Origin of the sequence: Paenibacillus sp. p3-SID867 (assembly GCF_025142895.1) — a bacterium.
GTDB lineage: Bacteria > Bacillota > Bacilli > Paenibacillales > Paenibacillaceae > Paenibacillus_AQ.
This window is the reverse complement of the sequence record NZ_JAMBDM010000002.1, coordinates 306,026-331,657: the sequence shown is the minus strand read 5'-3', so window position 1 is coordinate 331,657 and position 25,632 is coordinate 306,026. Positions and strand designations below refer to the sequence as shown.

The following is a 25,632-nucleotide window of genomic DNA, read 5'->3' as shown; positions in this document are numbered from 1 at the left end:
TCAATGGAAAGCATGACTTACTTCGCGAAATATCCGCCGTCAATCGGCAGCTCAACGCCTGTAATATAGGAAGACTCATCCGAAGCAAGGAACAATACGCCGCGTGCGATATCTTCCGCTTTGCCCAGGCGTGGAAGCGGAGTCTGGGATTGGAACCACTGCATCATTTGCTCATCCTTGAACAGATCCACGGTCATTGGCGTTTCGATGTAGCCGGGGTGAACCGAATTGCAGCGGATGTTATGCTTCGCAAAGTCCACGGCCGTGGCTTTGGTCAGCATGCGTACCGCGCCTTTGCTTGCCGTGTAAGGACCGGCGCCGCTGCCCCCTGTCAGGCCGGCAATGGAGGAGATGTTGACAATGGAACCGCCGCCGGCTTCGATCATGTGCGGAATGACATATTTTTGACCGAGGAATATGCTCGTAACGTTAATCGACATCGTCTTCTCCCAGCCCTCTACCGTCAAATCCATGAACGGCGTTGCATTGGAGACACCGGCATTGTTGACCAGAATGTCGATCTTGCCGAATTTTTGAACGGTCTCGTCCACGACACGAACCCAGTCTTCCTCGGAAGCTACATTGTGCTTGAATCCAATCGCTTCGCCGCCAAGGGCTTCAATCTCGGCTACGACGTCTTTGATCTTGTCTTCCTGTAGGTCCGTAATCGCAACCTTGGCTCCCTCCTGCACAAACAAAAGAGCGTCAGCTTTACCCATCCCACCTGCTGCACCTGTAATGATGGCTACTTTATTGTCTAATCTCCCCATGGGAAACCCTCCTGAATATTTAGTCGTTGGTTCGGCTATCTTCTTTGGACTGCCCGATCTTAAGCTGCAAATGTTCAATCATCTTCTCGTATGAAGCGATTAACACATCCATCTCCTGATCCGAGAAATCCGACCATAAGCCTTCATTTAATTCACGGTACTTCGTAATCATCCGGGCTTCAACTTCACGGCCCTGCTCCGTAATCTTAAGATAGACCTGACGCCTGTCCTCGCTTGACGCCACCCGTTCGATATAACCCTTACTGACCAGCTTGTTGCTCAAGTTGGTCACAGCCGAAAGCGTAACATTCAAGGCATTGGCAAAATATGAGCTGGTCTGCTGCCCCTCATACGCCAAGGTCTGAAGCACGTAGTACTGCGGGCCGGTCAAATCATTGTCCAGAATCTTGGCATAGTTCGCCACAAGCGTCATCATCTGACGGGCAACCATGTTAGATAATTGTTCCCTCTTATCCAGTTTCATCACCTCGATGCACAACGAAGTCCTTACAAATATATTACAAATTTAAATAGTTAAAAGCTTTTAACAATATAAATTGTATACCCTTTCACATCGATCGTCAACCACGATAAAATGCCCAATATGGTTGTTATTCCCACTGTCCTCATCCATAAAAGAACAACATAAAAAAAGCTCCCATGTCGCAATTAGAGAAGACAAAATACCTTCGGAGTTGATCTCGCTTGATCGATCCACGCAAGGATTCCAGTGGATAGCGTGTTCTAATCTATAGAAAAAAAGAGCACCCTCTGGTGCTCTTGAAAGTATATCCATCCTCGTTTCGGCGTATCCTATTCACCCAAAAGGTGATGCCTGTTAAGCCTTTCATTTATCCTGCCGTATCCATCCGCGCATCCAGCGTGAGTTGACGCAGCTGCTCGAGCGTCATGCGATCCACGAAGCGGGAGAACTTCTCTTTCTTCTTCCCGTTCTCCTGATAGACGGCGATCAGCTTCAGGATGATCGGAGCCAGCTGATCCGGCGCTAAATCCGTGTGCAGCGGCTTCGCCAGTGCAGCCTTCAACCCTCTCGGCTCTCCACCAACATAGATATCATAGGTATTCCTCATCTTCATCACGGCAATATCTTTCAGCAGCGGTTCGCTGGTGCCAAGCGCGCATCCTGCGTAACCGATCTTTAGCGGATTGGGTACAGGATGATCGGCGATCGCTTCATCCAGCATCTTTGCAACATCCAGTCCCGAATCCTCCGCCCCCCGGCAAAAGTTGCAGGTGATCAGGCTCTTGGAGACAAAGCCGGCGGGATGAACCTGAAGTCCGGCAGCTTCCAGCTTCACCTTGGCTTCTTCCACCCGCTCTGCATCCATCTCCACGTAGAGCTGCTTAAAGGTAGTCATCTCAATGCGGGCGTCCTCGCCCACGATGGAGCCCAATACGGCCAGCTGATCCGGGCGGAACAGCGTTCCGCCCACTTCAAAGCCGGGTGTCACTGCAAATTTTTGCATGGCCAAATGTCTACACTCCCATCAAGTTACCCAAATATCGTTCTCTTGCTCGGTTACCAATCATACTCTATATAAAAGATCTGCCAGCTTTCGTTATATCTTCATCCGCTGCAGGCGAAGGGCATTCAGCACGACCGATACAGAGCTCAGTGCCATGGCCGCCCCGGCCACCCAAGGTGCCAGAAGCCCGATGGCGGCAATCGGAATGCCAAGCGAGTTATAGCCCAGCGCCCAGAACAGGTTCTGACGGATGTTGCTCATCGTCTTGCGGCTCATGTAGATGGCATCCGGAATGCTGTTCAGGTCGCCCTTCATCAGCGTCACGTCAGCGGCTTCCATTGCCACATCCGTGCCTGTGCCGATGGCCATGCCGATATCGGCAACCGCAAGGGCCGGCGCATCGTTAATGCCGTCGCCGACCATGGCGACCTTCTTGCCCTGCTGCTGGAGCTTTTTCACTTCATCCGCTTTGCCTTCCGGCAGAACCTCGGCACGCACATGGTCGATGCCAACCTGCTTCGCGATGGCCTGTGCCGTGCGTTCATTGTCCCCGGTAATCATAATGACCTCAATGCCCATTTCTTTCAATCTCGCTACGGCAGCACGGGACGTCTCCTTGATCGTATCTGCCACAGCCACAAGACCTGCATATCGGCCATCTACAGCCGTCAGCATAGCAGTCTTGCCCTCGGTTTCAAGCTCCGACATTCTGCCGAGGATCGAATCAATCGGCACGTTATGCTGTGCCATCAGCTTGCGTGTGCCGACCAGCACCTCATGTCCTTCCACGCTGGCACGGATGCCGTAGCCTGGAATGGCTTCAAAATGCTCCGCAGCCGGAAGCCGCGTTCCTTTTGCTTCAATCCCGGCCACAATCGCTTCGGCAAGCGGATGCTCGGAGCTCTTCTCAGCTGATCCGACCAGACGAAGGAACAGCTCTTGATCAAAGTTATGAACCTCCACATCGGTTAACTCAGGTTTCCCTTTCGTGACCGTTCCTGTTTTATCCAGAATAATCGTGTTGATTTTATGGGTAGACTCCAGATGCTCCCCGCCCTTAAACAGAACGCCAAGTTCTGCAGCGCGGCCCGACCCGGCCATGATCGAGGTCGGTGTAGCCAGACCCAACGCACACGGACAAGCAATAACCAGAATCGCGATGGCAATTTCTAACGATTGCGCGAAATCACCAGGCGTTACCCAGAAGTACCATACGAGGAAGGCAACAATCGCAATGCCCACCACGATCGGAACGAAGATGCCGGAGATGACGTCAGCGACCCGCTGAATCGGAGCTTTGGAGCCTTGGGCTTCCTCAACCACCTTGATAATTTGGGCTAGAGCGGTCTCTTTACCCACTTTCGTCGCTTCAAGCGTCAAGCGCCCGTTCTTGTTTATGGTGGCGCCGATGACGGCGTCGCCCGCTTTTTTCTCAACCGGAATGCTTTCACCTGTCAGCATCGACTCATCTACCGCCGACGTGCCCTCGACCACTTTACCGTCCACCGGGATTTTCTCACCCGGCTTCACCAATACAAGATCACCCACCAGGACCTGTTCCACCGGGATGGTCATCTCCTGACCGTCACGAACGACCAGCGCCGTTTTGGCTTGAAGCCCCATCAGGGTTTTGATGGCCTCCGATGTACGGCCTTTGGCCAGGGATTCGAACAGTTTCCCCATAATGACCAGCGTGATCAGCACGGCACTCGTTTCATAGTACATTTCAGGCCCGTGGTGTGCATTTGCTCCGGCAGCGGCCCAATCGATCGTTAAATACAGACTGTAGAAATAGGCTGCTGAGGTACCGAGTGCGACCAGAACGTCCATATTGGCGCTTTTGTTGCGGAGAGCCTTATAGGCTCCCACGTAAAACTGTTTTCCGATAAAAAACTGTACCGGTGTGGCCAAGATCAGCTGGAACCAAGGGTTCATGAACAGATCCGGCATCCAGATCCAGGAGGTGAAGGAGAAATGGCTCACCATGGCCCAGAGCAGCGGCAGCGACAGAATCGCCGACAGGAGCAGCTTCCGCTTTTGCTTGGTGATGGCCTCCTTGCGGTGACCTTCCTGATCAAGCGTCTCCTGTTTGGAAACCGCCTGGTACCCAAGCTTCTCCACACGCTGTTGAATATCGCTAAGGCTTACCTCTGCGGGATTGAATTCCACCCGGGCCGTCTCCAGCGCAAAATTGACGTTGGCCTGATTAACACCTGGCATCTTGCTTACCACTTTCTCGATTTTCGTAGCACAGGCGGCGCAGTACATGCCAATCAGCTGCAGGTCCACGGTTTCCTTTGCCGTTCCGTAACCCAGCTTTTCAATTTTTTCTTCCATCTGCTGGACGGAAACCACGTTCGGATCAAATGTAACCGACGCTTTTTCCAGCGCAAAATTCACATTCGCTTCCTGGACGCCTTCCATTTTATTTAGACCCTTCTCAATCCGATTCGCACAGGCGGCACATGTCATACCCGTTAACTGCAGCGACGTTTTCTTCTGTTCCATCGTTCCTGCTCCCATCTTCCCTCACCCCTCTTCATCCTCGTGCCGTTTGATTAAACTACGTTATATCCTTGTTCCTCGATAATTTCTTTGATTTTATCCAAATTGACTTTGCCTGCGTCATATTTCACGGAGACCGTGCCTGCCTTCAAATCCACATGTCCCTCGATGTTCTCATTCTTTAAAGCTCCCTCAATGGAATTCACGCAATGCATGCAAGACATACCTTCAACTTTTATTGTTACCTGTTCCATGTTCAATCTCTCCTTTGGGTTATGAATTATTTTGAGCAGCCCTTCTAAAAGCGTGCCCGGAATTAGTTTTGAACGGGTTGTTCTCGTTTCTTGATGTTAGTATACCCCCCTACCCTATATATAGTCAATGGGTTTTCTCATTTTTTTTGAAAAAATAAGTCGTCGCTATGATTTAACCGCATAACCGTGCGGTATTCTTCACCCTGAATAAACACTTACTGCCACCTTTAGAAGGTGGCAGCTCCATGGAAACTCATCATAACCAGACCGTCTCCAGTCAGAATTCCATTATTTCATTAACTTGTTCATGGTTGTTAACAACTCGGTTATAACCTCATCATCGCCTTCCTGCAGGCGCTCCACCACACAGCTCTTCATATGATGCTCAAGCAGCAATTTGCTGACGCCGTTCAAGGCCGACTGAATCGAGGAGATCTGGTTTAATACATCGTCACAGTACGTATCCTTCTCAATTAAGCCTTTCACGCCGCGAATCTGTCCTTCAATTCGGTTCAACCGGCTGACGAGGTTGCTTTTTGTTTTATCGGAATGATGGCTCTTCCGTTCACTGGTTACTGCGCATGCATCATGTACATGTTTCTCGACTGTCATACCCATTCCCCCCTTGATCACTACTTCATCTTATTCTAACCCTATTCTCAGTATATCATATAGCCCCCCACCCTATAAAGCCCAGCTTCTGAAATGAAGTCCATCTCTTTAAAAGCATGCCGTTCTGTAGATCCTGGTTTTTGCACACAAAGATTATCGCCCTGTCCTGAATCACTTGCCAGAGGACGCGTAGTAACTATCAAGAAACAAAAGGGTGTCCGCGTACCCATCATGAAACATGGATGAAAAGATAAAAATATTCCGCGCCTCTTCTTCTGTTTCGGGCGCATTTTTCTCGAGGAACTTTCCTTTTTTATAGTCATAGAAGTAATCCAGGATATCATCGGACTGTGATGGCTCATATTGCTCCCCATATCGTTGTTTGATCTCGTCTATTTGCATTCCTATTTCAGCACCGCGCGTTGTTTGATAATGACCTTTCGATTCTTCCTCCATCCTGATCGCGACAACGGCATCATCTCTGTAGAACACCGCGATGCCGGAATCGTAATCAAATACGCCCCTGGCATGCTCTTGGCCTTTCCCAAGCACTTCTTCAGCTTCCGCACGATTCATGCCGTAGTATACCTTCTGGCCATTGTCTAACCGCACGATTCCCATATCTTCTGCGGTAAACTTTTCCTTGGGCTCATCGCTGCCACTGCAGCCTCCCAAGACCAGGATCAACAATATCAACAAGCAGAAGTATCTAATCATGTAATCCTCCTCCTTTGAAGTTTTTTACAGGATTTTACCATATAAAACTTTGCACAGGGCATTATTTTTTACCTGGCAAGTATGTCATCAAAAGTACATGCTCACAAAAGGTTCAGCATTCGAACAGTATTCAGCCATGAAAAAAAGATGCCCCATCAGATCCGAAATCTGATGGGGCACCCCCCTATATTTTCGTATTCAGTTATTAAATAAACTTAATAAATCGTCCGCCCCTGTTCATCCGGCACGCCGGATTTACGGAAGAAATACGTGTTGATCACATCCCGCCAATGCTTAGCATGCTCTGCTTGATCCGTGAGCCGCTCCGTCACTTGAACGAAGCGCTCCGGATCGACCTTTCCTTCCAATGAGGTCCAGGCCTCAAGCAGTCCTGCCGCTGCTTCCGCCCCGCCAAAATGTGAGTCATAGATATGCTGAATCACCGTTTTGCCGGATTTCAGCACATGGGAATACGGCACATGATGGAAGAACAGCAGCAGCTCGTCAGGACAATCCGCCAGCGAATCATATCGGGCCCTATTCGGCCCGAAATACTGCGCGGTATAGCCTGTGCCCGATGTCACCGTGCGATCGACGCCCATCCCGTCCCGATCGGCGAAATGGTACGTGCCCCACCTTGAATATTCATAGCCGTCCACATCCGGACCGTAATGCGTATGCGGCGTAATCATCCAGCCCACCCCGAGCGGGGCGGTATAGCTTTCATAGATCGGCCACGATTGCATCAGCATGTCGCATACCGTGTTGACCACCGTGTCGTCATTGCCGAAGGTCAGCCTCGTCCATTCTTCCGCGATCCCCTCGGAGGACAATTCCGGATCCCAGATCAGACGTCCGAAGCCATACAGATTCGCCTGTGCCAAGGTGTGCCCCGTCCAGTTCTCATCATTTCCGATGTTGGAAACGGCGGCGATCCCGCTGTATTTCATACCGTGCAGGGAACCGTTCACGATCTTCTTCACCTCGGACCCCGACCCATTCGCATAGGTATCGAAATCCAGCACCTCTTTCCACTGCGGCACCAAATAGCATACGTGACGCTGCTGCCCCGTATATTCCTGGGCGACCTGAAACTCCAGCACTTGATTGGTCTCTTTCATGCTGCCGAACAGCGGCGACACCGGTTCCCGCACTTGAAAGTCCATGGGCCCGTTCTTAATCTGCAGCAGCACATTGTCCTTAAACCTGCCGTCCAGCGGGGTAAAATGATCATAGGCCGCCCGCGCCCGGTCTGTGCTGCGATCGCGCCAATCCTGCATGCAGTTGTATACGAAGCAGCGCCAGATGACGAGCCCGCCATGCGGCTCCAAGGCCTCAGCGAGCATATTGGCGCCATCGGCATGGTCCCTTCCATAGGCAAACGGGCCGGGGCGATGCTCCGAATCCGCCTTCACCAGGAAGCCGCCGAAGTCCGGGATATAATCATAAATTTCATTCGCCGTATCCTTCCACCACTGCCGAACCTCTTCGCTCAGCGGATCGGAGGTCGATACGCCGCCGATATGCAGCGGAGCCGCAAAGTTAATGCTCAAGTACAATGAAATGCCATATTCCCGGAAGATATCCGCGACCTTCGCAATCGTCGGCAAATATTCCGCGGTAATGAACTTCGTCTCGATTTCATGCACATTGACGTTATTAATGGAGATGGCATTCAGTCCCACGGAAGCCAATAAGCGGGCGTAGTCTCTTACGCGATCCAGATTTTCGGTGAACCGTCCGTTTTCGTAAAAAATCGAGTGGCCAGAGTACCCGCGCTCCACCGAGCCGTCGGCATTGTCCCATTGATTGATCATCCGCAGTCCGTTCACTGGCTGCTCGGTCACCTTCAATCCGGTTAACGGTTGGTGGGAGGCCAGCAATCTCAATAAATGAAACACGCCATATAATACGCCTTTGCCCGATCCACCGGTCAGTACCAGCTTTTCCTGCTGCCCTTGGATTGAATGCTCCAGCTGAAAGCCTTCTGCGCCTAGCTGGTCTGCCATCCGGCTCCTATCCTCGCCTGAGCCGACCCCATCTAGTTCTCCCATGCCGGGTTCGGCTGATGTCGAAATGCGCACCTCGAAGTAAGATGAAGCCTGGGCCTCGGACGTGATGACCGGGACAATACCCAACATGGATTGGCACGCCCTCTTCAGTTCCTCAATGGCGGCGTTCGCAACCCGCGACTGCTGCAGGTCCGCTACAATCGTGCCGAGCAGCCTGCTGTATCCGGAGGCAAGCTCCCGGTCCTTTATGGGCGCATACTGCAACCACGCTTTATATAAAGTGCTGTTCAATATCAGTTCCTCCTTCTCAGGCTAATAGTCAGTGCCATCTCTTCGGATTGCCGTTGTCTTAAACCCCCGCTTTCCGTCAAAGCCAAAATACAGATGCCGGCCACAAGGACCGGCAACATGACAAGCTGATGGGAGCCTTAATCGCTTATATTGCTTCTTATTGGATTAGGATGAAGGCTTGCTCCGCGCCAAGACAGATTACACCTTGACCGTACGCTCCACCAAGCGATGAAATGCCGGTTTCGGCTGATGCCGCTCATCGAACAGGAAGGGCCAATTCTTCCGCCCCCGTACCGGGAAATTGTCCAGCCAAGTGTAATCGTCGGCAGCTCCCCAGAAGGTAACGCACGTAATATGATCCCGGTACTCCTTCAGAATGCCAAACATCGCCTCATACCTCTTGGCTTGAGCTTCCAGAAGTTCTTCCGGCGCTTCGGTCAGATCCTTCCGCTTGTCTTCAAACGAGAACATCGACACATCGAGCTCGGTGAGCTGAAGCTGCAAGCCGAGCGATGCATACTTCTCGATCGCCGCCCGGATATCGTCAAGATCCGGATCGTAGAGATTCCAGTGCGCCTGCAATCCAACGCCATGAATAGGAGTTCCTTGATCCAGCAAAGACTTGACCAGCGTGTAAATTTTGTCTCGTTTATTCGGGTGGGACTCATTGTAATCGTTATAGAATAACAACGCAGACGGATCGGCTTCGTGTGCATACTCGAATGCCTTGGAGATAAACTCGGGGCCAGCAATGTCCAGCCACTTGGATGGACGAAGCAGCTCGGCGCCTTCATCGGCAATTACCTCGTTCACGACGTCCCAAGCGTAAATATCGCCCTTGTATCGCTTTACGACCGTATCGGTATGCGACTTTAGCCGTTCGTACAGCGTGGCTTTATCCACCAGGTCCCCGTTCTTGTCTTCGAACAGCCAGTCGGTTGTTTGGTTATGCCATACCAGCGTATGGCCGCGCATCTTCATCCCATGCTCACGGGCGAAAGCGGCAAGCCGGTCCGCATCCTCGAACGTATACGTATCCTCTGCCGGGTGCACGCTTACAAACTTCATTTCATTTTCCGCCGTGATGCTGTTGAAATGATAGGATAGCAATTCCTCCTGCGTTTCAATCGTCCGCGGGTTCACGGCTGCTCCAATGAGAAAGTCATCCGCAAACATTTCCTTCAGCCTGGGTTCACTTCGTTGCGTGTTAGACATACGCAATCCCTCCTTGAATTTAGAGATCATAGCAAGATTGATGGTTTATGATCATGATGCAACGACATCGGTTGGTCGATAGCAGCCATCCAAGCATGCTCCAGACCATGCACCGTGCGTACAGGGAGCCGTGCACACGATGTACTTATTTGGTGGCTCCCGCAGGTTTACCCTTTCACCCCGCCAAGCGTCATCCCTTGCACGAAGTATTTTTGCAGGAACGGATACACCAGAATGATCGGCACGCTGGCCACAATGGTCATCGTTGCCCGAATAGAGGTTGGGGTGACCTGATTCGCGCCGCTTTCCGAGCTTGCAAACTGGCTTGCATAGTCGTTGCCCGAATTCAGCGAGGAGTTCGAATTCTGGAGTATTTTCATCAACTCATACTGCAGGGTGCTAAGCTCACTGTATGAAGAGTTATACAAGAATACGTCAAACCAGGAGTTCCACTGGGATACCGCCGTAAACAGCGATACCGTAGCAAGTACGGGCACGCATAGCGGAAGCACGATTTTCATGAAAGTCGTGAATTCACCGGCGCCGTCGATCCGGGCCGATTCCAGAATTCCCTCCGGCAGTCCTTCAATGAAGGAACGGATGACGATAACGTTAAACACGCCGATCAGACCCGGAATGATGTATACCGAGAAGGTGCCCAGCATGCCCAATTCGCGAATCAACAGGAAGTTCGGAATCAAACCGCCGCTGAAATACATCGTCAAGATGAAGGCAATCGATACGAATTTGCGCAGCACATATTCCGGACGGCTGATGGTATAGGCCACCATAGCACAGCAGAATACGGAAGTGATCGTACCGATCAACGTACGCAAAACCGAGATGAAGGTAGCGTGGAATATCGTGGCCTCGTTAAATACATATTTATAATTCTCCCACGTGAAATCCCGCGGCCATAAATAAATGCCGCCTTTTACCGAATCCGTCGCATTGTTGAAGGAAACCGCGAGCGTATTGATGAACGGGTACAACGTGACAATCATGAGACAGATCATGAACACAATGTTAAAGGTATCGAATAACCGGTCCGCTGGAGACTTGAACCGGGCGTGGGCCCGTGGTGAATCTGAAATCTTCGCCATATGAATCCTCCTGTACGTTTTCTGATAGAGAACGGTCCTCGCAAGCTTTCGCTTAGAACAATCGATCTTCGCCCAGTCTCTTCGCGATATGGTTGGCCGTGAACAAGAGTATGAAGCTGACGACCGTCTTGAACATGCCGGCTGCAATCGAGAGCGAGAAGTTGCCCATCTGAATACCGTATTTCAGCACGAAAATATCCAGGTTCTCGGAATAATCCACGTTCATGCCGTTACCAAGCAAATATTGCGGTTCAAAGCCGGATTCGAGCAAGTTGCCGATATTCATGATCAGCAGGATGATGAATACTGGCTTTAGACCCGGCAAGGTGATGTTCCAGATCCGTTGAAAGCGTCCGGCGCCATCGATTTCCGCCGCCTCGTACTGCGAGGGATCGATCATCGTCATGGCTGCCAAATATATAATGGTGTTCCAGCCGACATTCTTCCATACTTCCGAAACACCGAGTATTCCCCAGAAATATTCCCCTTCTCCAAGCCATAAGATCGGTTCCTTAATAATCCCGAACCACATGAGGAGTTCATTGATAATCCCGCCGTCTGCGGACAGAGCCGTCGAAATAATGCTCGCTGCCACAACCCAAGAGATGAAATGAGGTAAATAACTGATCGTCTGCACGACCCGTTTGAACATCAAATTACGCAGCTCATTGAGCAGGATCGCTAACACAATCGCCGTAACAAAACCTAAGACAAGATTGATAAAACTCATGGCAAGCGTGTTGCGCATGACCCGGAGGAAGTGTTCGTCTTGAAACAGAAAGGTAAAATGCTGCAAACCTACCCATTCCTGATCGAATATCTTCTTGGCCGGTTTAAAATCCTGAAACGCGATGGTCCAGCCCCATAGCGGCAGGTACTTAAAGACAAACAACCATATCAAAAAAGGGATCGACATGAAGACCAGCGCCTTCTGCTGCAGCAGCTTCTGGAAGAAGCTTTTTTCGCCTGATGGCGGTTTATTGTTCAAACCAGTATTGTTTTTCCGTTGTTTATTGAAGAAACCTTTCGATACCGCCGGCGTTTCACGTAGCGCCGTCGTCTCTGCAGGTCCAATCGGGTTCGCCTTATCCACGGTTTCTTCTCCTTCCTATCCAGCCCAGACAATGGTTATAGAGGAGGAGGGACGAATACAAACTTATCGAGTGGTCCGCCCCTGATCTCCTCTTCTTCAACTATTATTGTCCTTGGGCATTTGCGATTTTCTTGGCTACTTCCTCAGTGATCAGATCCTCATATCCCTTCACGTCCAGCTTGCTGAACTCACCCACGTACTCGTTCCATATGCCGTCAAACTCCGCAGGGTTGGCAAGAACCAGTTTCGGGAAGTATTTACGCTGCAAATCGCTTTTCTTCTGCGTGAAGATTTGGGCTGGTGACCCCTGATCGATCGGAATGCTCCAAGCCGGATACCATGGACGGTCGTCCGGTGCCGCAAACAGCTGCGAGAAGGAATCAATGTCGTATGCTTCAAGCAATTTCTTGTCCGGTTCGGAGTAAGACATTTTCGCAACCTCAGGCTGGCGTCCCGCACCCACGGAATTACCGTCAGAAAGCGTAGAACCGTTGCCGTAACGAGGCCAGTTGTATTCAAAGTACTTGAAGCCGAAGGACTCGCGGAAGGCTTCCGTATTGGTCTGTGCAATCTGCTCTTCCGTACGGTAGAAGCGGCCGTTCTCGTCTACGGAATACGTCTCGTCCTTGATGCCCCAGTTCGACAGAATTTGGTTCTCGTCCGTCAGCAGGTTGTTGAAATACTTCACAATGCGTTCCGGATCCTTCGCGCTGACGGAGATCCCTACGCCGCGGTTGTTCACAAAGGATGGCGGATCCAGATATTGATCCTTGGTATTCTCATCGTATACGATCGGCAGCGCCATATATTCGAGATCGTCGTTACCCGATTTATTGGCTGTTTCGCGCAAGTTGTTCATCGCTTGGCCTACCTGCCATCTATAGTCGAAGAAGCCGAGCACCTTACCGGAAGTCAGCTTGGCAAGGTATTGATCATAGTTGTCCACGAAAGAGGATTTATCGAACAGGCCTTCCGCATTCAGCTTGTTCAGCTCCTGCAGGTAACGCTTCGTAATGTCGTCGTCAGCGTAATCATTCGCTACGTGAGTCTCCATGTCGATGATGATGCCGCCATCGTTCGGATAACCGGCCAAGTGCATCGGTGCATTGGTCAGGGCAAAAAATTTATCCTGCGTCGTCAGTGCCAGATATCCGGTCAAGCCTTCCTCCGGATGCTTCTTCACGTAATCGCGAATCAGGTTCAAGTACTCGTCGAAAGTCTTGATTTTCGGGTAACCCGCTTCCTTCAGGACGCGGCGCTGAATCCAGAATGCTCCTTGCTCGATATTGGGAGCCGACGTGTACTCTCCTACAACCGCACTTAACGGGAGGAAGTAAATGTTGCCGTCATCGGCTTTCATCAGATTGTAATACGGCTCGTACACACGCTTGATGTTAGGGCCGTACTTATCGATCAGGTCATTGAGCGGAATGAAGGCGCCCGCCCCGACCAGCTTATCGATCGAGCTCCCCGGCACAATCACATCGGGATAATCATTGCTGGCAATGAATGTTCCCACCTTGGTGTTCTCGTCTCCGACCAAATGCTCCATTTTAAAATTCACGCCGGTTTGGTCTTCGAAAATTTTACCGATGGTGGTTTCGTTCGTATTTTTGTCTTTACCTGCTGCGGAGTTGAAATAGGTGAAGGTGACCTTCTCTTCTTTCTTCTCGCCTTCGCCGCCGGCAGCCGGTGCGTTATCCGCTGCCTCTTTACCGCCGCCGCAAGCCGCCAGAAGCGATACCATCATAACCACGGTCAGACAGCTTACCCAAAATTTCTTGTTCATGCTCTTGACCTACCCCTTTCGGTCTCGTTAATTTGTAAGCACTTTCATTATAAGAGAGCTCAGGAGCGATTTTCACCCGTCAATCTTTAGGTGATACTTTGAAAACTATAGAACCGTATCCACGGTCGTGAAAAATGGCGCCCCTGCGGCCTTCGTCGCACCACTTCTCCTGATTAACGAACAAATCCTGCTGTAGTCACTCCGAACCGGAGTGCCAAGCAGGATTTGCCCTGTTAGGTTTCGATGGGGATGGACAGTCTTACCCGGGTGCCTTGTCTAGGCGAGCTGTCGATTTCAAACTGGAACCGGCTCCCGTAATACAGCTTCAGCCGGTAGATCACGTTCTGAATGCCGATCCGCTCGCCCATCTCGTCCTCGGTATCCAGGTAGCGGTAGATGCGTTCCACCTGCTCAGCGGACATGCCTGCTCCGTTATCCTGAATGCTGCAGATAAGGGCTTGTCCCTCGCGTGCAACACGAACCTCAATTCGCCCCCCGTGCTTGAGCGGCTCAATGCCATGAATGCTGGCATTCTCCACAAAAGTAACGATGGCCATCTTCGGTATTTGCAAATGTCCTTCCTCTGCAGGGGCGCGAACCGAGTAATCAATTTTGTCGCCAAACCGGTATTTCTGGATTTCAAGGAAACAGTGAATAAACTCCACCTCTTCCTTGAGCGTCACCATGTCTTTTTTCCAAACCAGGGAATTGCGGAAGATCTTAGCCATATTATGAATGATTTTTGCCGTCTCATCCTCATCCTTCATCAGGCTGCGCATGCGGATGGTCTCCAGGGCGTTAAAGAGAAAGTGCGGATTAATCTGGCTCTGAAGAGCGTTCAATTGCGCATGCCGCCGCTGAAGCTCCAAATTCTTCTTCTGGATATCCGCCACGTACACGTCATTGATCAAGCTCTTAAGCTGCAGGGTCATCCGGTTGAATTCACCCGTCAGCTGACCGATCTCGTCATATGCCTCAGCCTCTTGGATCGTGTCGTAATTCTGGTTCTTGACCTTCTTCATATGCTTGAGTATCCGTACCAGACGCACGTTCAGGGAACGGCTGATCCAGACAATCACCAAGGTCGGAAGCAGAAAGTTCAGGCAGGTCAGCACAATGACGAACCGCAAGGACTGATGCACGTCGCGCAGCACCACATCCTCCGGCGTCACCGCCATGATCATCCAGGTGTTCAGATTGTTGGTCGTAAACGTATCGGTGTGAAACTCCAGAAACCTGTCGTCATGCGCGATGCTGCTGTACGGAACGGAACCCTGCATAATATCAACCTTCGGATCCGTGGTGTATTCGATATTTCCGGCGCCGCTCAGCAGGTACACTTTGCCCTGCACATTCAGATTGCTCATGATCTGCCGAATCGAGGGCATCCGCATATCAATCTTGAGATACTTGGTATGATCATCCTGGGAACTGAAATAATTCATGCTCCGGATGATGCTGAAGCTGTCCAATTGGCCGTTCTTGCCCGTACGCATCACAATCGGCTGGGTTACGTTTTTGCCCGCAATTGCGTTGTACCAGGCCTCTTCCTTCACCTGGTCGCTGATATAATTAATGCCGCCGGAATACAGCAGGGTCGGATTGTCCACATACACCGTAATCTCGCTGACCGAATTGTATACGGCGCTGCCCGAATTCAAAATGCGGCGGAGATAGGTATCATAAGCCTCGATATAATCGGCCGGATGATCGTACACCGTCTCCATAATCTCGTTCAACTGAATGTCCGTGTAGAAGACGGAGGAGATCTCCAGCGCATCCTCGACTTCACGACGGAACTCATTCTTCATCTGCTCAAGCGCCACGGTTATATCCTGGATCCGCTGCTCCCTCACGCTGCCGGATGTCACGTTGTAGAAGATGAGGTTGGTGACCAGAATTGGCAAAAATACGGCCAGGAAATACATCAGCAGCATCTTGTCCCGCAGACGGACATTATTCAAGCTTGGCTTCATCGATTCGCCCCTTCGGACGCGGCCTCCTTCATCAAGCGGCTCCGGTACTCGCTTGGCGTCATTCGCTCCAGCTTCTCGAATTGCGTGACAAAATAGTCCGGGTTGCCGAAGCCGACCCGCTCCGCCACCTCATAGATGCGCAGATCCGTTTGGCGCAGCAATCGCTTCGCTTCGTTTACGCGCAGCTGCAGCAGGAAGTCATTAAAGTATATGCCATACGCCTTTTTGAAAAGCTGTCCCAAATACACCGGATTCATATAGAACTTCCCTGCGATGCCCTTCAGGCTGATATTCTCACGATAATGGGCCTCGATATAAGCCCGGATCTTCTGGATTCCGCCCTTGTGCTGCTCCTTGCGAAGCTCCGCGATATAGTTCGCGCTCTCAATGGCGAATTCCGTGAACAACCGCTTCAGCCCCTGAAGCGACAAGTTGCGGTCATGCCATTCGGTCATCGGCTCCAAACTGGATAGCCGGCTCTGATTCCCGTCCATGCTGCCGAGCACCCGGACCACGCCCAGCACGCAGTGGTTGATTGCCGTCTTCACCGCTTCGGGTGCATACAACTTCTCCCGGAAGGATTCGAACAGTAGACGAATCGTCACTTCCAACTTCTCGAAATGCAGCTCCTCGATCTGCTCCAGAAACTGCTCGTAAAGCCCCTCTTCCAGCCCGATGTAATGAAGGCCGTGCTGGGAGGCCTCCTCATGGATCACAATGCCGCTCTCATCATAGATATATTTGTAAAGAAGTGATTCTTTGGCCGTTTCATATGCCTCCTGAATGTGGGACAGCTGCAACACCGGTTGACCAAAATAAACAAAGATTCGTTCGTGGCCCGAATCGGCAAGCGATTGCTGAATGCGTCTGGCAAATCCCCGCTGACACCCCTGGAACGAGTGCAGAATGCTGCCCGGAACGATAATGCCGATTCGATTGCGATGCTCATGCAGGTAGAAGGGCTGTTCTCCATTCGAGATCGCAAGGAGAGCCGCCTCCACCCTGTCCTTGAATTCTGCTCTGCCATCGTCATTGCTGTTCGCCGCCGAAGCCTGCTGGTAGTCATTCCGTTCGACAAAGACGTAGAACAGGCGACTCTCCGGCTGAAGCTCGAGGCGTTGCTCCCATTCGTGCAGCAGCGCCTCATCGGCTTCCCCTATAATGAGTGATTCCATCAAGGCCCCGGACAACAGCCTCTCTTCTCTCAAGCGAGCCTCGCGGTCTGACTTTAGCCGCTCGCTGAGCCGAACCAGCGCATGGCTGAATTCCGTCTCATCAATCGGTTTCAGAATGAAATCATGCACGCCATAGCGGACGGCCTGCTGGGCATAATTGAAATCATCGTATCCGCTTACAATAATGAAATACGGCTTGACGATGTCCTTCGTGACAACATGCCTGATCAGCTCGAGTCCATCCAGCACCGGCATGCGGATATCGGTGATGACCACATCCGGTTGAAGCCGTTCAATCAGTTCCAGCGCATCTTCCCCGTTATCCGCCTCATCTACAATTTGAAAGCCGCAGGCTTCCCAATCAATCAGCTTCAGGAGCCCTTTGCGCGTAAACACCTCGTCATCCACCAATATCGCCCGGTTCCATTGCACGGTATGTCCCCCTCGCCTGTTCAAACACATCTGCTGTCACATATCTTCTACCTGACTATCAGCAAACGCTTTCATATAGTAAGTCTATTGTTCATGCTCCGCATGCAATTGTCAATGAATTTGAAAATAACGCTCGGCATTGTGGTAGCAAATATCCTGGATAATGGCACCGATATATTCATAATCCGCGGGCAGTTCCCCTTCCTTGATCCAATCGCCGAACAGGCGGCACAGCACTCTGCGGAAATATTCATGCCTCGGGAACGACATAAAGCTCCTGGAATCGGTCAGCATGCCGACAAATGTGCTGATCAGCCCCATGGAAGACAACGCGGTGAGCTGCTTCAGCATCCCTTCCTTTTGATCGTGGAACCACCAAGCGGAACCGAGCTGAAGCTTACCCTCGACGCCAGCCGACTGGAAATTCCCGATCGTAGTAGCGATCATTTCGTAATGCGAGGAATACAGGCTGTACACAATGGTTTTCGGCAGCTGATCGTTCCTGTCGAGCCTGCTTAGAAAACCGTTCAGGCTTTCTGCCAGATGGAAATCGAGAATCGAGTCATACCCGCTGTCCTTGCCGATCTTCGCGAACATGCGAGCATTATTGTTCCGGATCGCCCCAATGTGCAGCTGCATGGTCCAGCCCTTGGCGTGATACATTTCTCCGAGCTTGAGCAGGGTATAGGTGCGATATTTCCGATCTTCAAGCGGTGTGAGGCTGCCCCCGCTGATCGCTTTGCCGTAAATGTCCGCAACCTCTTGTTCATCGGCTTGTTCGAAAGGAAATGCGCCAAAGCCGTGATCCGACAGACGGCAGCCATGGTCGTGGAAATATTGAATCCGCTCCTGCAGGGCATCCAGCAATCCCTGATAATTATCCACGGCTATACGAGCCGTTGTTCCCAGGTTCTGTGCATAGGTGGTAAAATCCGGGCTCGTGACATCCAGCACCCGATCCGGCCGGAATGCCGGGGCAACGACGGTCGACAATTCCCCATGATCCCGAATGGCCCGATGATACTCCAGCGAATCAACGGGATCATCTGTCGTGCAGGCCACTTTGACCTTGAATTTCTCCAGAATTCCGCCTGCCCGCAAGGCAGGAGCCCTCAGCTGCTCATTGCAAGCTTCCCAGATCTCCTTAGCATTATCAGCGGTCAACCGCTCTTGAATCCCGAAATAACGGGTCAACTCCAGATGGGTCCAGTGATAGAGCGGATTGCCCACCAAGCGCGGAACGCATTCCGCCCAGGCCATGAACTTAGCTTCGGCGCTGGCACTGCCTGTAATCAGCTCTTCGTCGACGCCAAGCCAGCGCATCGCCCTCCATTTATAATGGTCACCCTCCAGCCATAGCTCCGTCAGGTTATCGAACTGCCGGTTGGTGGCGATATCCTTCGGGTTTAAATGATTGTGGTAATCGAATATCGGCATCCCTTCCGCATAATCATAAAAGAGTTTCTTCGCGCTGTTGCTGTTTAGGAGCAGGTTTTCCGTGTCCAAACGACTCATGTGATCGCCCTCCGATTCTTATTTCGATTTTCAGTTCCATACTACCATACAAGTATGGTAGTATGGAATACATTAGGAGGTGATGCAGTGGTAGAATCTTTGCGATTACAGCCAGGATCGGCCGGAAATATCGTGTACTCCCGGCTTAAACAGCAAATTGTCAGTCTGGAGCTGCCGCCGGGAACGGCTTTATCCGAGAAGGAGGTTTCCCTATCCTTCGAGGTCAGCCGGACGCCGGTACGGGAAAGCTTTGTCCGTTTGGCCCAGGAGGACCTGGTTGTTGTGCTTCCCCAGCGCGGCACGCGTGTCTCGCTCATTGATTCGGAGCTGGTTGAGGAAGCGCGCTTCATGCGTGAACAGCTGGAGAAAGCCGTCGTCCGGCTTGCCTGCGAAAGCTTTCCCGAGGATAAATTGGCCGAGCTGGAGCACAATCTGTCCGAGCAGCGCGAGAGCATCGAGAAGCATGACGGCAAGCACATGTTTGAACTGGATGAGGCCTTTCATCGTATTTTGTTCGAAGGCTGCCGCAAGGTCGGCACATGGAACGTGCTGCAGCAGATGAACGCTCATCTGAACCGGAGCCGGATGTTATGGTTGTCCGCCGATCCGAATTGGACCAACCTGTACGAGCAGCATCGGGAGATCGTGGACGCGATTGCACGTCATGACGCCGATCATGCCGAACGGGAAATGCAGGCGCATCTCAGCCTGATCATCTCCAATCTGGCCGTGCTGAAAGAGAAGCATCCCGATTATTTTAAATAATCCTATGGCAGTGGAGAGACTTTAACCGACTCGCTACTCTCCATCTTGGCGGTGCACTCGTAACTTGCAAAATTCCCAGCAGCTTTGCGTTAACTCCTTAAACTTGTAAAGGCGGTGAAGAAATGCGCATGGTATTCAGGTGGTTTGGCGAGGGCAACGATACGGTCTCGCTTGATCAGATTAGACAAATCCCCGGCGTGGAGGGCATCGTATGGGCACTTCACGATATTCCTGTCGGCGAGGAATGGCCGATGGAGCGAATTGAAGAAATCGCGGACCAGGCAAAAGCGTACGGCCTTCATATTGACGTCGTCGAAAGCGTGAATGTGCATGAGGATATCAAGCTTGGTCTGCCCTCGCGGGATCAGTACATAGCCAACTACATCCGGACGATTGAGAAATTGGGCCAGGTCGGCGTCAAGGTCATCTGCTACAATTTCATGCCGGTGTTTGACTGGGCTAGAACCGATCTCCATAAGCAGACTGCCGATGGATCGACGGCTCTCTTCTTTGAGAAGGCCAAGATCCACGGCATTGATCCGATGGAGCTGGTACAGACGATCAACCGAAACAGCAAGCTTACGATGCCAGGTTGGGAACCGGAGCGTTTGGCGCATCTGACCTCCCTGTTCGAAGCATACCGCGGCGTTACCGAGGACGATCTGTGGCGTAACCTCGAATATTTCCTAAGCGCCGTCATCCCGACTGCCGAGAAGAACGGCATTCGAATGGCCATTCACCCGGATGATCCGCCTTGGCCGATCTTCGGTCTGCCGCGGGTCATCACCAGCCAGGAGAATCTGCGGAGATTTCTCAAGCTATATGATAGCCCGGCGAACAGCTTGACCCTGTGCAGCGGATCGCTTGGCGCCAATCCGGACAATGACATCGTCTCCATGATCCATGAGTTCCACGACCGGATTCCGTTTGCGCACATCCGGAATGTACGCGTCTTTGATAACGGCGACTTCATTGAAACGTCCCACCGTACCGAGGACGGTACCGTTGATATTTCCGGCATTGTGCAGGCCTATCATGACAACGGTTTCACCGGATACGTAAGGCCCGATCACGGTCGGCATATCTGGGGCGAGCAGTGCCGTCCGGGTTACGGCCTGTATGACCGCGCCTTGGGCATTATGTATCTCTGGGGGCTGTGGGACGCTTACAGCCGGGAGCGCGCGGGAAGTCCAGCCGAGCTGAAGGAGGCCGTACAATGAGTGAGGCAAATATCCATGCAGCGGGTACAGCCGAACCCGGATCAAGCAAAGCTTCTGTTGAGTCCGCATCGCAAGCGACGCCATCCCTTCCCATTCATCCGTCATTAAACGGGAAGACGGTTGTCATTACGGGCGGCTCCGGCGTATTGTGCCGGGCGATGGCTTTGGAGCTGGGCCGGCAAGGTGCCAAGGTCGCCGTCTTGAATCGTACGGCCGAGAAAGGGCAGCAGGTGGCGGATGAAATTACGGCCGCCGGCGGTACGGCGATTGCCGTTTCCTGCGATGTAACGGATGTGGAAAGCGTCCGGCAAGCGGAAAAAGCTGTGCGGGAATCTTTCGGACCCTGCGATATCCTGATTAACGGAGCTGGCGGCAACCGGAAAGACGCGAATACAACCAACGAGATTTTCCGTCCGGAGGATGTGGGGCAGCCCGATGTGACAACCTTCTTCGGGTTAAGCGTGCCGGGCTTCCGCAGCGTGTTCGATTTGAACTTCATCGGCACGCTGATACCGACGCAAATCTTCGCGGAAGGGATGCTGGGACGTCCCGGGGCCGTCGTGCTGAATGTCTCGTCCATGAGCGCACCCAGCCCGATGACCAAGGTGCCGGCATACAGTGCAGCCAAGGCGGCCATCAACAACTTCACGCAGTGGCTGTCCGTTCATCTCGCGGAATCGGGCATTCGCGTGAACGCGATTGCGCCGGGCTTCTTCCTAACCGAGCAGAACCGCAATCTGCTGACTCATCCCGACGGTTCGTTAACCGAGCGCTCTCATAAAATCATCTCCCATACCCCCATGAGGCGGTTCGGCGTGCCGGAGGATCTGCTGGGCACCCTGCTCTGGCTCGTGGACGATCAGACCTCCGGCTTCGTTACGGGAACGGTAATTCCCGTGGACGGCGGCTTCATGGCTTATTCCGGCGTATAACGGATTACTATGCAGCAGGGCCGACTTAAGATCCTTTGATCTTAAACCGGCCCTGTTTTTTTGCATCACGGCAACTGTATATGCCTGAGTTTATCCGGATTTGCCACGGTATAAATCGTTTCGATCCGATGGTTCTTAAAAGCAAAAGAATAAATAAATTGGACACCGTTATTCAACCGGATCCGCATTCCCGGCAGACCATTGACGGTAAGATAAGAGTACGCATATTGTCCTTCATACATTTTAAGCAGGTTCAGATGCAATTGGATCACTTTATGAACTCCAACCACAGGAATTTGCGCCGCTCTGACTTTACCGCCGCCATCCGAGTAGAGCACGACATTTTCGCTTAACAGCTCCAGCAGCTTATTCGTGTTCCCCTGCAAGAGGGAATCCACAAATTCCTTGATTTGCACCTCCGCCACCGAGATCGAGGGTCTCTGATCAGGTTCAAAATGAATGCTGCTCTTAGCGCGGCGGAAGATTTGACGGCAATTGGCACTGCTTTTTCCCAGAATTTCAGCAATTTCGTCATAGGAATAATGAAAAATCTCGCGGAGAAGAAAAACGGCTCTTTCCACCGCGTTCAGCTGCTGAAGGAGCAGCAGGTATGCTGTAGAAATAGACTCTTGCTGCTCTACGATAAGCGAAGGGTCCGTCTCTGATGCCATATTCTCGATCAAGGGTTCCGGCAGCCAGGGACCGACGTACAGCTCGCGCTTTTTGGCAGAAGAGCGCAGCAAATCCAAGCAGCGATTCGTTACGATTTTGTACAGAAACGCTCTCTCATTGCGAATGTCCTCCGGATGGGGCAATTGGTTATAGCTGATGAAGGCCTCCTGTACGATATCTTCCGCATCCATCACACTTCCCAGCATCCGGTAAGCTAACGAGAACAGAGCGGATCGATAGCTTTTATACAATAACTCTGTGCTCATTCGGGGTCCTTTCCTCACTTTCAAGCGAGAGTATATGCTGTACAGCCCGCTTGGCGCTTGCAGTTGCAGCATCTACCAAGAGTTCGCCGTGCGCTGCCCATTCTCCCGCTACATACAACCCGATGATTTCAGGAACGGCTGGACCCGGGTTCTCCTGGCGTTTCACATGCATAAAATCGTGGCAAACCGTGATGTTAGGAAGGTATTGTTTCTCCACGAGCTCGTTGCGCCAACCGGGCTGCACCAAGTCTAAGGTTTCTTCTAATTCCTGCAGATCCCTTCTTGCATCCTTCTCCTTGCCCTGATACTTAAGCAAGGTTATGACTTGTGCGCCATCATCACTCAGGTAAGCCGCTCGGGATTGATTCGAGAGAAAGACGGTTTGATCGAGGCCGTACACAAACTGCTGCTTCGGTTCCGGAAGACGACGCAGGGCTACATCCAAGCAAGCCGCTGTCACTTCGACCGCCTGCTCCTTCCAAGTATGAAGGGCGGTTTCTTCTGCATGGGGCACCAGTTCATGAGCGACAGCTGGCGGTGTGGTAAGAATAATATGGTTTGCTTCTATTTTCATGCCATCGCCGCAAAGGACGTGCCGTACCTTTCCCTCGTGATGCTCAACCGAAATGACTTTATTCTTCGTTATGATTTGAACTCCCTGCTCCAGAGCCTTTTGTTTTAATTCATCGACCATGGCCCCCCAGCCCCGATCCAGATACAGCACTCCCTTAAGCGCATGCTTAAGCTGCTGCAGTACAGGACCGGCAGCCTGCAGGTCAGGGGCTACCACATAACTCGCTGTACGTAGTAGCGAATAGAATAAATTTCGTACCATCGGATCCTGCACGTTACCTTCAATCCATTCGCGCAGACTCATGTTGTCGTACAGCTGCGTATCCAGTTTACCTAATTTCGCAAGCCAGGCGCCGAGCTCCATCTTGCCCTTCCAGGATAATAGAGGGGTGGTGAATAGGGATTTCACGCCCATGGGCAACGGACTTAATTTCCCTTTCCAAATCCCGTACCCGTCAATCGAAGGTTGGCCTCCCGGCAATTGGAGCCCTAATTCGCGAAAGGTTGAAAGGGCATCTCCATGATATAAGGCATGCCCGCCCAGATTGAAGTAGGCTCCCTTCTTCTTATGGGTCATAGCCCGACCACCTAAACGCTCCTGCTTTTCAACGAGTATCGTTTGCTTCCCTGCTCTTGCCGCATAGATTGCAGCTGTTAAACCGGCTACGCCTCCACCTACAACGGCTACATCATATTTTAGCATCCGTCATCATCCCTTTCGGTTTTATACGGGTATGACGGGCGAGGGCATCGAGATGTGACAGGAATGAAGATCCAAACCGAAAATTCATGCAATTCATGATTTCGGTAGTACAATCGACAAAACCCCTCTTCAATTTCGAAGAGGGGCTTTGCATGGCTCTATATCATAATCGCACGTTTGGGCTTCATTCCGCCTTACAGCACAGCCTCCGGCTTAAAAAAAGCCGGCAAGTACTTTTTGTTCGCCTCCAGCATTTCATCGAGCAGCTGCTTCGCTACGGTCACGGACGGCACCAGCGGATGATGCACCAGCGCCTGCAGCGCAATGCCGCGATCACCGGTAATGGCCGCTTCGATCGTCAATTGTTCGTACACTTTCACCGCATGCATCAGTCCCTTCACATGGGAAGGAACCTTTTGCGGAGCCAGCGGTATTGGCCCTTGGCCCGTAACCACGCAGTTGATCTCGATGCTGGCATCCGCAGGCAGGAAATCATAGATATTGCCGTTTGCGACATTCAATGTCTGGATATCATGGCGGTCATTGTAGATGGACGTCATCAGGTTGACTGCCGCTTCAGAGTAATAAGCGCCGCCCCGCTGCTCCAGCTGCTTCGGTTTCACGGCCAAATTCTCATCCTTGTAAAGCTCAAACAGCTCCTGTTCAACGCGGCTGACCACGTCCGCTCGGGTTCCGTCCTTCTCCAGCGATGCCTTCATATCCGCAAACATCGTATCGGTCATGTAGAAATATTTAAGATAATACGTCGGGATCGCTCCAAGCGAGCGGATAAAGTCCGCATCCCAGCCGAAGGTCGGCACGTTCTTTGCCGTATACGATTTGCCGCCGTCCAGCAACTCCGGCATCTTCTCTTCCCCGTTAACGATAGCGGACGTCACCCAGTGCAGATGGTTGATCCCGACAAACTCGGCCAGTACGTCCTTCTCCGACACGCCATACTCCGCCGCCAGGAACTTCTGAAAGTTAATCGGCGAGTTGCACAGACCGACCGATTTCACCTTACTGTGCTTAGCAACCGCCTCCGTGACGATACCCGCCGGATTCGTGAAATTCAGCATCCATGCATTCGGTGCCAGCTCCTCGATATCGCGGCAAATGTCCAGAATCACCGGAACCGTGCGCAGCGCCTTCAGCATGCCGCCCGGGCCCGTCGTCTCCTGCCCGATGACGCCGTGTTTAATCGGAATATGCTCATCCTGTTTACGTGCCGCGAGCAGGCCGACACGCATCTGGGTCGTCACAAAATCGGCACCCGCAATCGCTTGTCTGCGATCCAGCGTCAGGTGAACCTCGATCGGCAGGCCCGACTCTTTCACCATGCGTTTGGCCAGATTGCCTACAATCTCCAGCTTATGCTTGCCTTCTTCAATGTCAACGAACCATAGTTCGCGAATTGGCATTTGCTCATAATTGCGAATGAAACCTTCAACAATTTCCGGGGTATAGGAGGAACCTCCCCCGATGACCGCTATCTTTAATCCTGCTGCCACGTTAATCGCCTCCAAGGTATGGTATCAATCGTATTTATCAGGTT

General features: G+C 51.9%; 21 protein-coding genes. 3 read left to right on the top strand and 18 right to left on the bottom strand.

The window, feature by feature from the left end:
* Positions 1-17 precede the first annotated feature (17 nt).
* The 15 genes from M4D81_RS04800 to uxaC all read right to left on the bottom strand — a co-directional run bounded on the left by M4D81_RS04800 (position 18) and on the right by uxaC (position 18,946).
* Positions 18-770: an SDR family NAD(P)-dependent oxidoreductase gene (locus M4D81_RS04800; RefSeq protein ID WP_071218727.1), complete on the bottom strand. Its 753-nt coding sequence runs from the start codon at positions 768-770 to the stop codon at positions 18-20.
* A gap of 19 nt (positions 771-789) precedes the next feature.
* On the bottom strand, positions 790-1,254 hold the full coding sequence (locus tag M4D81_RS04795; protein WP_235612988.1) for a MarR family winged helix-turn-helix transcriptional regulator: 465 nt from the start codon (positions 1,252-1,254) through the stop codon (positions 790-792).
* Between the two features lie 367 nt (positions 1,255-1,621).
* Entirely contained in the window at positions 1,622-2,263 is a 642-nt protein-coding gene (locus tag M4D81_RS04790; protein ID WP_071218725.1) for an NAD(P)/FAD-dependent oxidoreductase, read from the bottom strand.
* Positions 2,264-2,350: 87 nt separating this feature from the next.
* A complete protein-coding gene (locus M4D81_RS04785; RefSeq protein WP_260064731.1) occupies positions 2,351-4,780 on the bottom strand; it encodes a heavy metal translocating P-type ATPase in 2,430 nt (809 codons plus the stop codon).
* 35 nt (positions 4,781-4,815) lie between these two features.
* Positions 4,816-5,016, bottom strand: a complete 201-nt coding sequence (locus M4D81_RS04780; RefSeq protein ID WP_071218723.1) for a cation transporter — start codon at positions 5,014-5,016, stop codon at positions 4,816-4,818.
* A gap of 288 nt (positions 5,017-5,304) precedes the next feature.
* Positions 5,305-5,628 carry a metal-sensitive transcriptional regulator gene (locus M4D81_RS04775; RefSeq protein WP_071218722.1) on the bottom strand — a complete coding sequence of 108 codons (324 nt, stop codon included), beginning with the start codon at positions 5,626-5,628 and terminating at the stop codon, positions 5,305-5,307.
* A gap of 171 nt (positions 5,629-5,799) precedes the next feature.
* Complete coding sequence (locus M4D81_RS04770; protein ID WP_260064730.1) at positions 5,800-6,345, bottom strand: hypothetical protein; 546 nt, start codon at positions 6,343-6,345, stop codon at positions 5,800-5,802.
* 215 nt (positions 6,346-6,560) lie between these two features.
* On the bottom strand, positions 6,561-8,648 hold the full coding sequence (locus M4D81_RS04765; protein WP_260064729.1) for an alpha-glucuronidase family glycosyl hydrolase: 2,088 nt from the start codon (positions 8,646-8,648) through the stop codon (positions 6,561-6,563).
* A gap of 198 nt (positions 8,649-8,846) precedes the next feature.
* Positions 8,847-9,863 (bottom strand): endo-1,4-beta-xylanase, encoded by a 1,017-nt coding sequence (locus M4D81_RS04760; RefSeq protein ID WP_260064727.1) that lies wholly within the window; start codon positions 9,861-9,863, stop codon positions 8,847-8,849.
* A 167-nt stretch (positions 9,864-10,030) separates the two neighbouring features.
* Positions 10,031-10,966 (bottom strand): carbohydrate ABC transporter permease, encoded by a 936-nt coding sequence (locus tag M4D81_RS04755; protein WP_071218718.1) that lies wholly within the window; start codon positions 10,964-10,966, stop codon positions 10,031-10,033.
* A gap of 52 nt (positions 10,967-11,018) precedes the next feature.
* A complete protein-coding gene (locus M4D81_RS04750; RefSeq protein WP_162487525.1) occupies positions 11,019-12,059 on the bottom strand; it encodes an ABC transporter permease in 1,041 nt (346 codons plus the stop codon).
* A gap of 103 nt (positions 12,060-12,162) precedes the next feature.
* Complete coding sequence (locus tag M4D81_RS04745; protein ID WP_071218717.1) at positions 12,163-13,848, bottom strand: ABC transporter substrate-binding protein; 1,686 nt, start codon at positions 13,846-13,848, stop codon at positions 12,163-12,165.
* A 233-nt stretch (positions 13,849-14,081) separates the two neighbouring features.
* The gene (locus tag M4D81_RS04740; RefSeq protein WP_260064724.1) at positions 14,082-15,824 is read right to left on the bottom strand and encodes a sensor histidine kinase; all 1,743 of its coding nucleotides are present in this window, start codon (positions 15,822-15,824) and stop codon (positions 14,082-14,084) included.
* Positions 15,821-17,431: a response regulator transcription factor gene (locus M4D81_RS04735; protein ID WP_260064722.1), complete on the bottom strand. Its 1,611-nt coding sequence runs from the start codon at positions 17,429-17,431 to the stop codon at positions 15,821-15,823. Before M4D81_RS04735 ends, M4D81_RS04740 begins: the two co-directional genes overlap by 4 nt.
* A gap of 111 nt (positions 17,432-17,542) precedes the next feature.
* On the bottom strand, positions 17,543-18,946 hold the full coding sequence (gene uxaC, locus M4D81_RS04730) for a glucuronate isomerase (RefSeq protein WP_260064721.1): 1,404 nt from the start codon (positions 18,944-18,946) through the stop codon (positions 17,543-17,545).
* Between the two features lie 87 nt (positions 18,947-19,033).
* Here uxaC and M4D81_RS04725 point away from each other — a divergent pair, with 87 nt between their 5' ends.
* From M4D81_RS04725 to M4D81_RS04715, 3 genes are all read left to right on the top strand, one after another.
* On the top strand, positions 19,034-19,711 hold the full coding sequence (locus tag M4D81_RS04725) for a GntR family transcriptional regulator (RefSeq protein ID WP_260064719.1): 678 nt from the start codon (positions 19,034-19,036) through the stop codon (positions 19,709-19,711).
* Positions 19,712-19,833: 122 nt separating this feature from the next.
* Entirely contained in the window at positions 19,834-20,931 is a 1,098-nt protein-coding gene (uxuA, locus tag M4D81_RS04720; protein WP_260064718.1) for a mannonate dehydratase, read from the top strand.
* A complete protein-coding gene (locus M4D81_RS04715) occupies positions 20,928-21,863 on the top strand; it encodes an SDR family oxidoreductase (protein ID WP_260064717.1) in 936 nt (311 codons plus the stop codon). The genes uxuA and M4D81_RS04715 overlap by 4 nt, the downstream gene beginning before the upstream one ends.
* A 65-nt stretch (positions 21,864-21,928) precedes the next feature.
* Here M4D81_RS04715 and M4D81_RS04710 read toward each other — a convergent pair whose 3' ends face one another.
* From M4D81_RS04710 to M4D81_RS04700, 3 genes are all read right to left on the bottom strand, one after another.
* A complete protein-coding gene (locus M4D81_RS04710; RefSeq protein WP_260064716.1) occupies positions 21,929-22,801 on the bottom strand; it encodes an RNA polymerase sigma-70 factor in 873 nt (290 codons plus the stop codon).
* A complete protein-coding gene (locus M4D81_RS04705) occupies positions 22,779-24,077 on the bottom strand; it encodes a phytoene desaturase family protein (protein WP_260064714.1) in 1,299 nt (432 codons plus the stop codon). Before M4D81_RS04705 ends, M4D81_RS04710 begins: the two co-directional genes overlap by 23 nt.
* Positions 24,078-24,271: 194 nt before the next feature.
* On the bottom strand, positions 24,272-25,588 hold the full coding sequence (locus M4D81_RS04700; RefSeq protein WP_260064713.1) for a 6-phospho-beta-glucosidase: 1,317 nt from the start codon (positions 25,586-25,588) through the stop codon (positions 24,272-24,274).
* Positions 25,589-25,632: the final 44 nt, after the last annotated feature.

Excerpts from the sequence above, each read along its gene's own strand:
- M4D81_RS04800 (WP_071218727.1), bottom strand. The coding sequence starts at position 770 with ATGGGGAGATTAGACAATAAAGTAGCCATCATTACAGGTGCAGCAGGT.
- M4D81_RS04795 (WP_235612988.1), bottom strand. The coding sequence starts at position 1,254 with ATGAAACTGGATAAGAGGGAACAATTATCTAACATGGTTGCCCGTCAG.
- M4D81_RS04785 (WP_260064731.1), bottom strand. The coding sequence starts at position 4,780 with ATGGGAGCAGGAACGATGGAACAGAAGAAAACGTCGCTGCAGTTAACG.
- M4D81_RS04780 (WP_071218723.1), bottom strand. The coding sequence starts at position 5,016 with ATGGAACAGGTAACAATAAAAGTTGAAGGTATGTCTTGCATGCATTGC.
- M4D81_RS04775 (WP_071218722.1), bottom strand. The coding sequence starts at position 5,628 with ATGACAGTCGAGAAACATGTACATGATGCATGCGCAGTAACCAGTGAA.
- M4D81_RS04770 (WP_260064730.1), bottom strand. The coding sequence starts at position 6,345 with ATGATTAGATACTTCTGCTTGTTGATATTGTTGATCCTGGTCTTGGGA.
- M4D81_RS04760 (WP_260064727.1), bottom strand. The coding sequence starts at position 9,863 with ATGTCTAACACGCAACGAAGTGAACCCAGGCTGAAGGAAATGTTTGCG.
- M4D81_RS04755 (WP_071218718.1), bottom strand. The coding sequence starts at position 10,966 with ATGGCGAAGATTTCAGATTCACCACGGGCCCACGCCCGGTTCAAGTCT.
- M4D81_RS04745 (WP_071218717.1), bottom strand. The coding sequence starts at position 13,848 with ATGAACAAGAAATTTTGGGTAAGCTGTCTGACCGTGGTTATGATGGTA.
- M4D81_RS04740 (WP_260064724.1), bottom strand. The coding sequence starts at position 15,824 with ATGAAGCCAAGCTTGAATAATGTCCGTCTGCGGGACAAGATGCTGCTG.
- uxaC (WP_260064721.1), bottom strand. The coding sequence starts at position 18,946 with ATGAGTCGTTTGGACACGGAAAACCTGCTCCTAAACAGCAACAGCGCG.
- uxuA (WP_260064718.1), top strand. The coding sequence starts at position 19,834 with ATGCGCATGGTATTCAGGTGGTTTGGCGAGGGCAACGATACGGTCTCG.
- M4D81_RS04715 (WP_260064717.1), top strand. The coding sequence starts at position 20,928 with ATGAGTGAGGCAAATATCCATGCAGCGGGTACAGCCGAACCCGGATCA.
- M4D81_RS04710 (WP_260064716.1), bottom strand. The coding sequence starts at position 22,801 with ATGAGCACAGAGTTATTGTATAAAAGCTATCGATCCGCTCTGTTCTCG.
- M4D81_RS04705 (WP_260064714.1), bottom strand. The coding sequence starts at position 24,077 with ATGCTAAAATATGATGTAGCCGTTGTAGGTGGAGGCGTAGCCGGTTTA.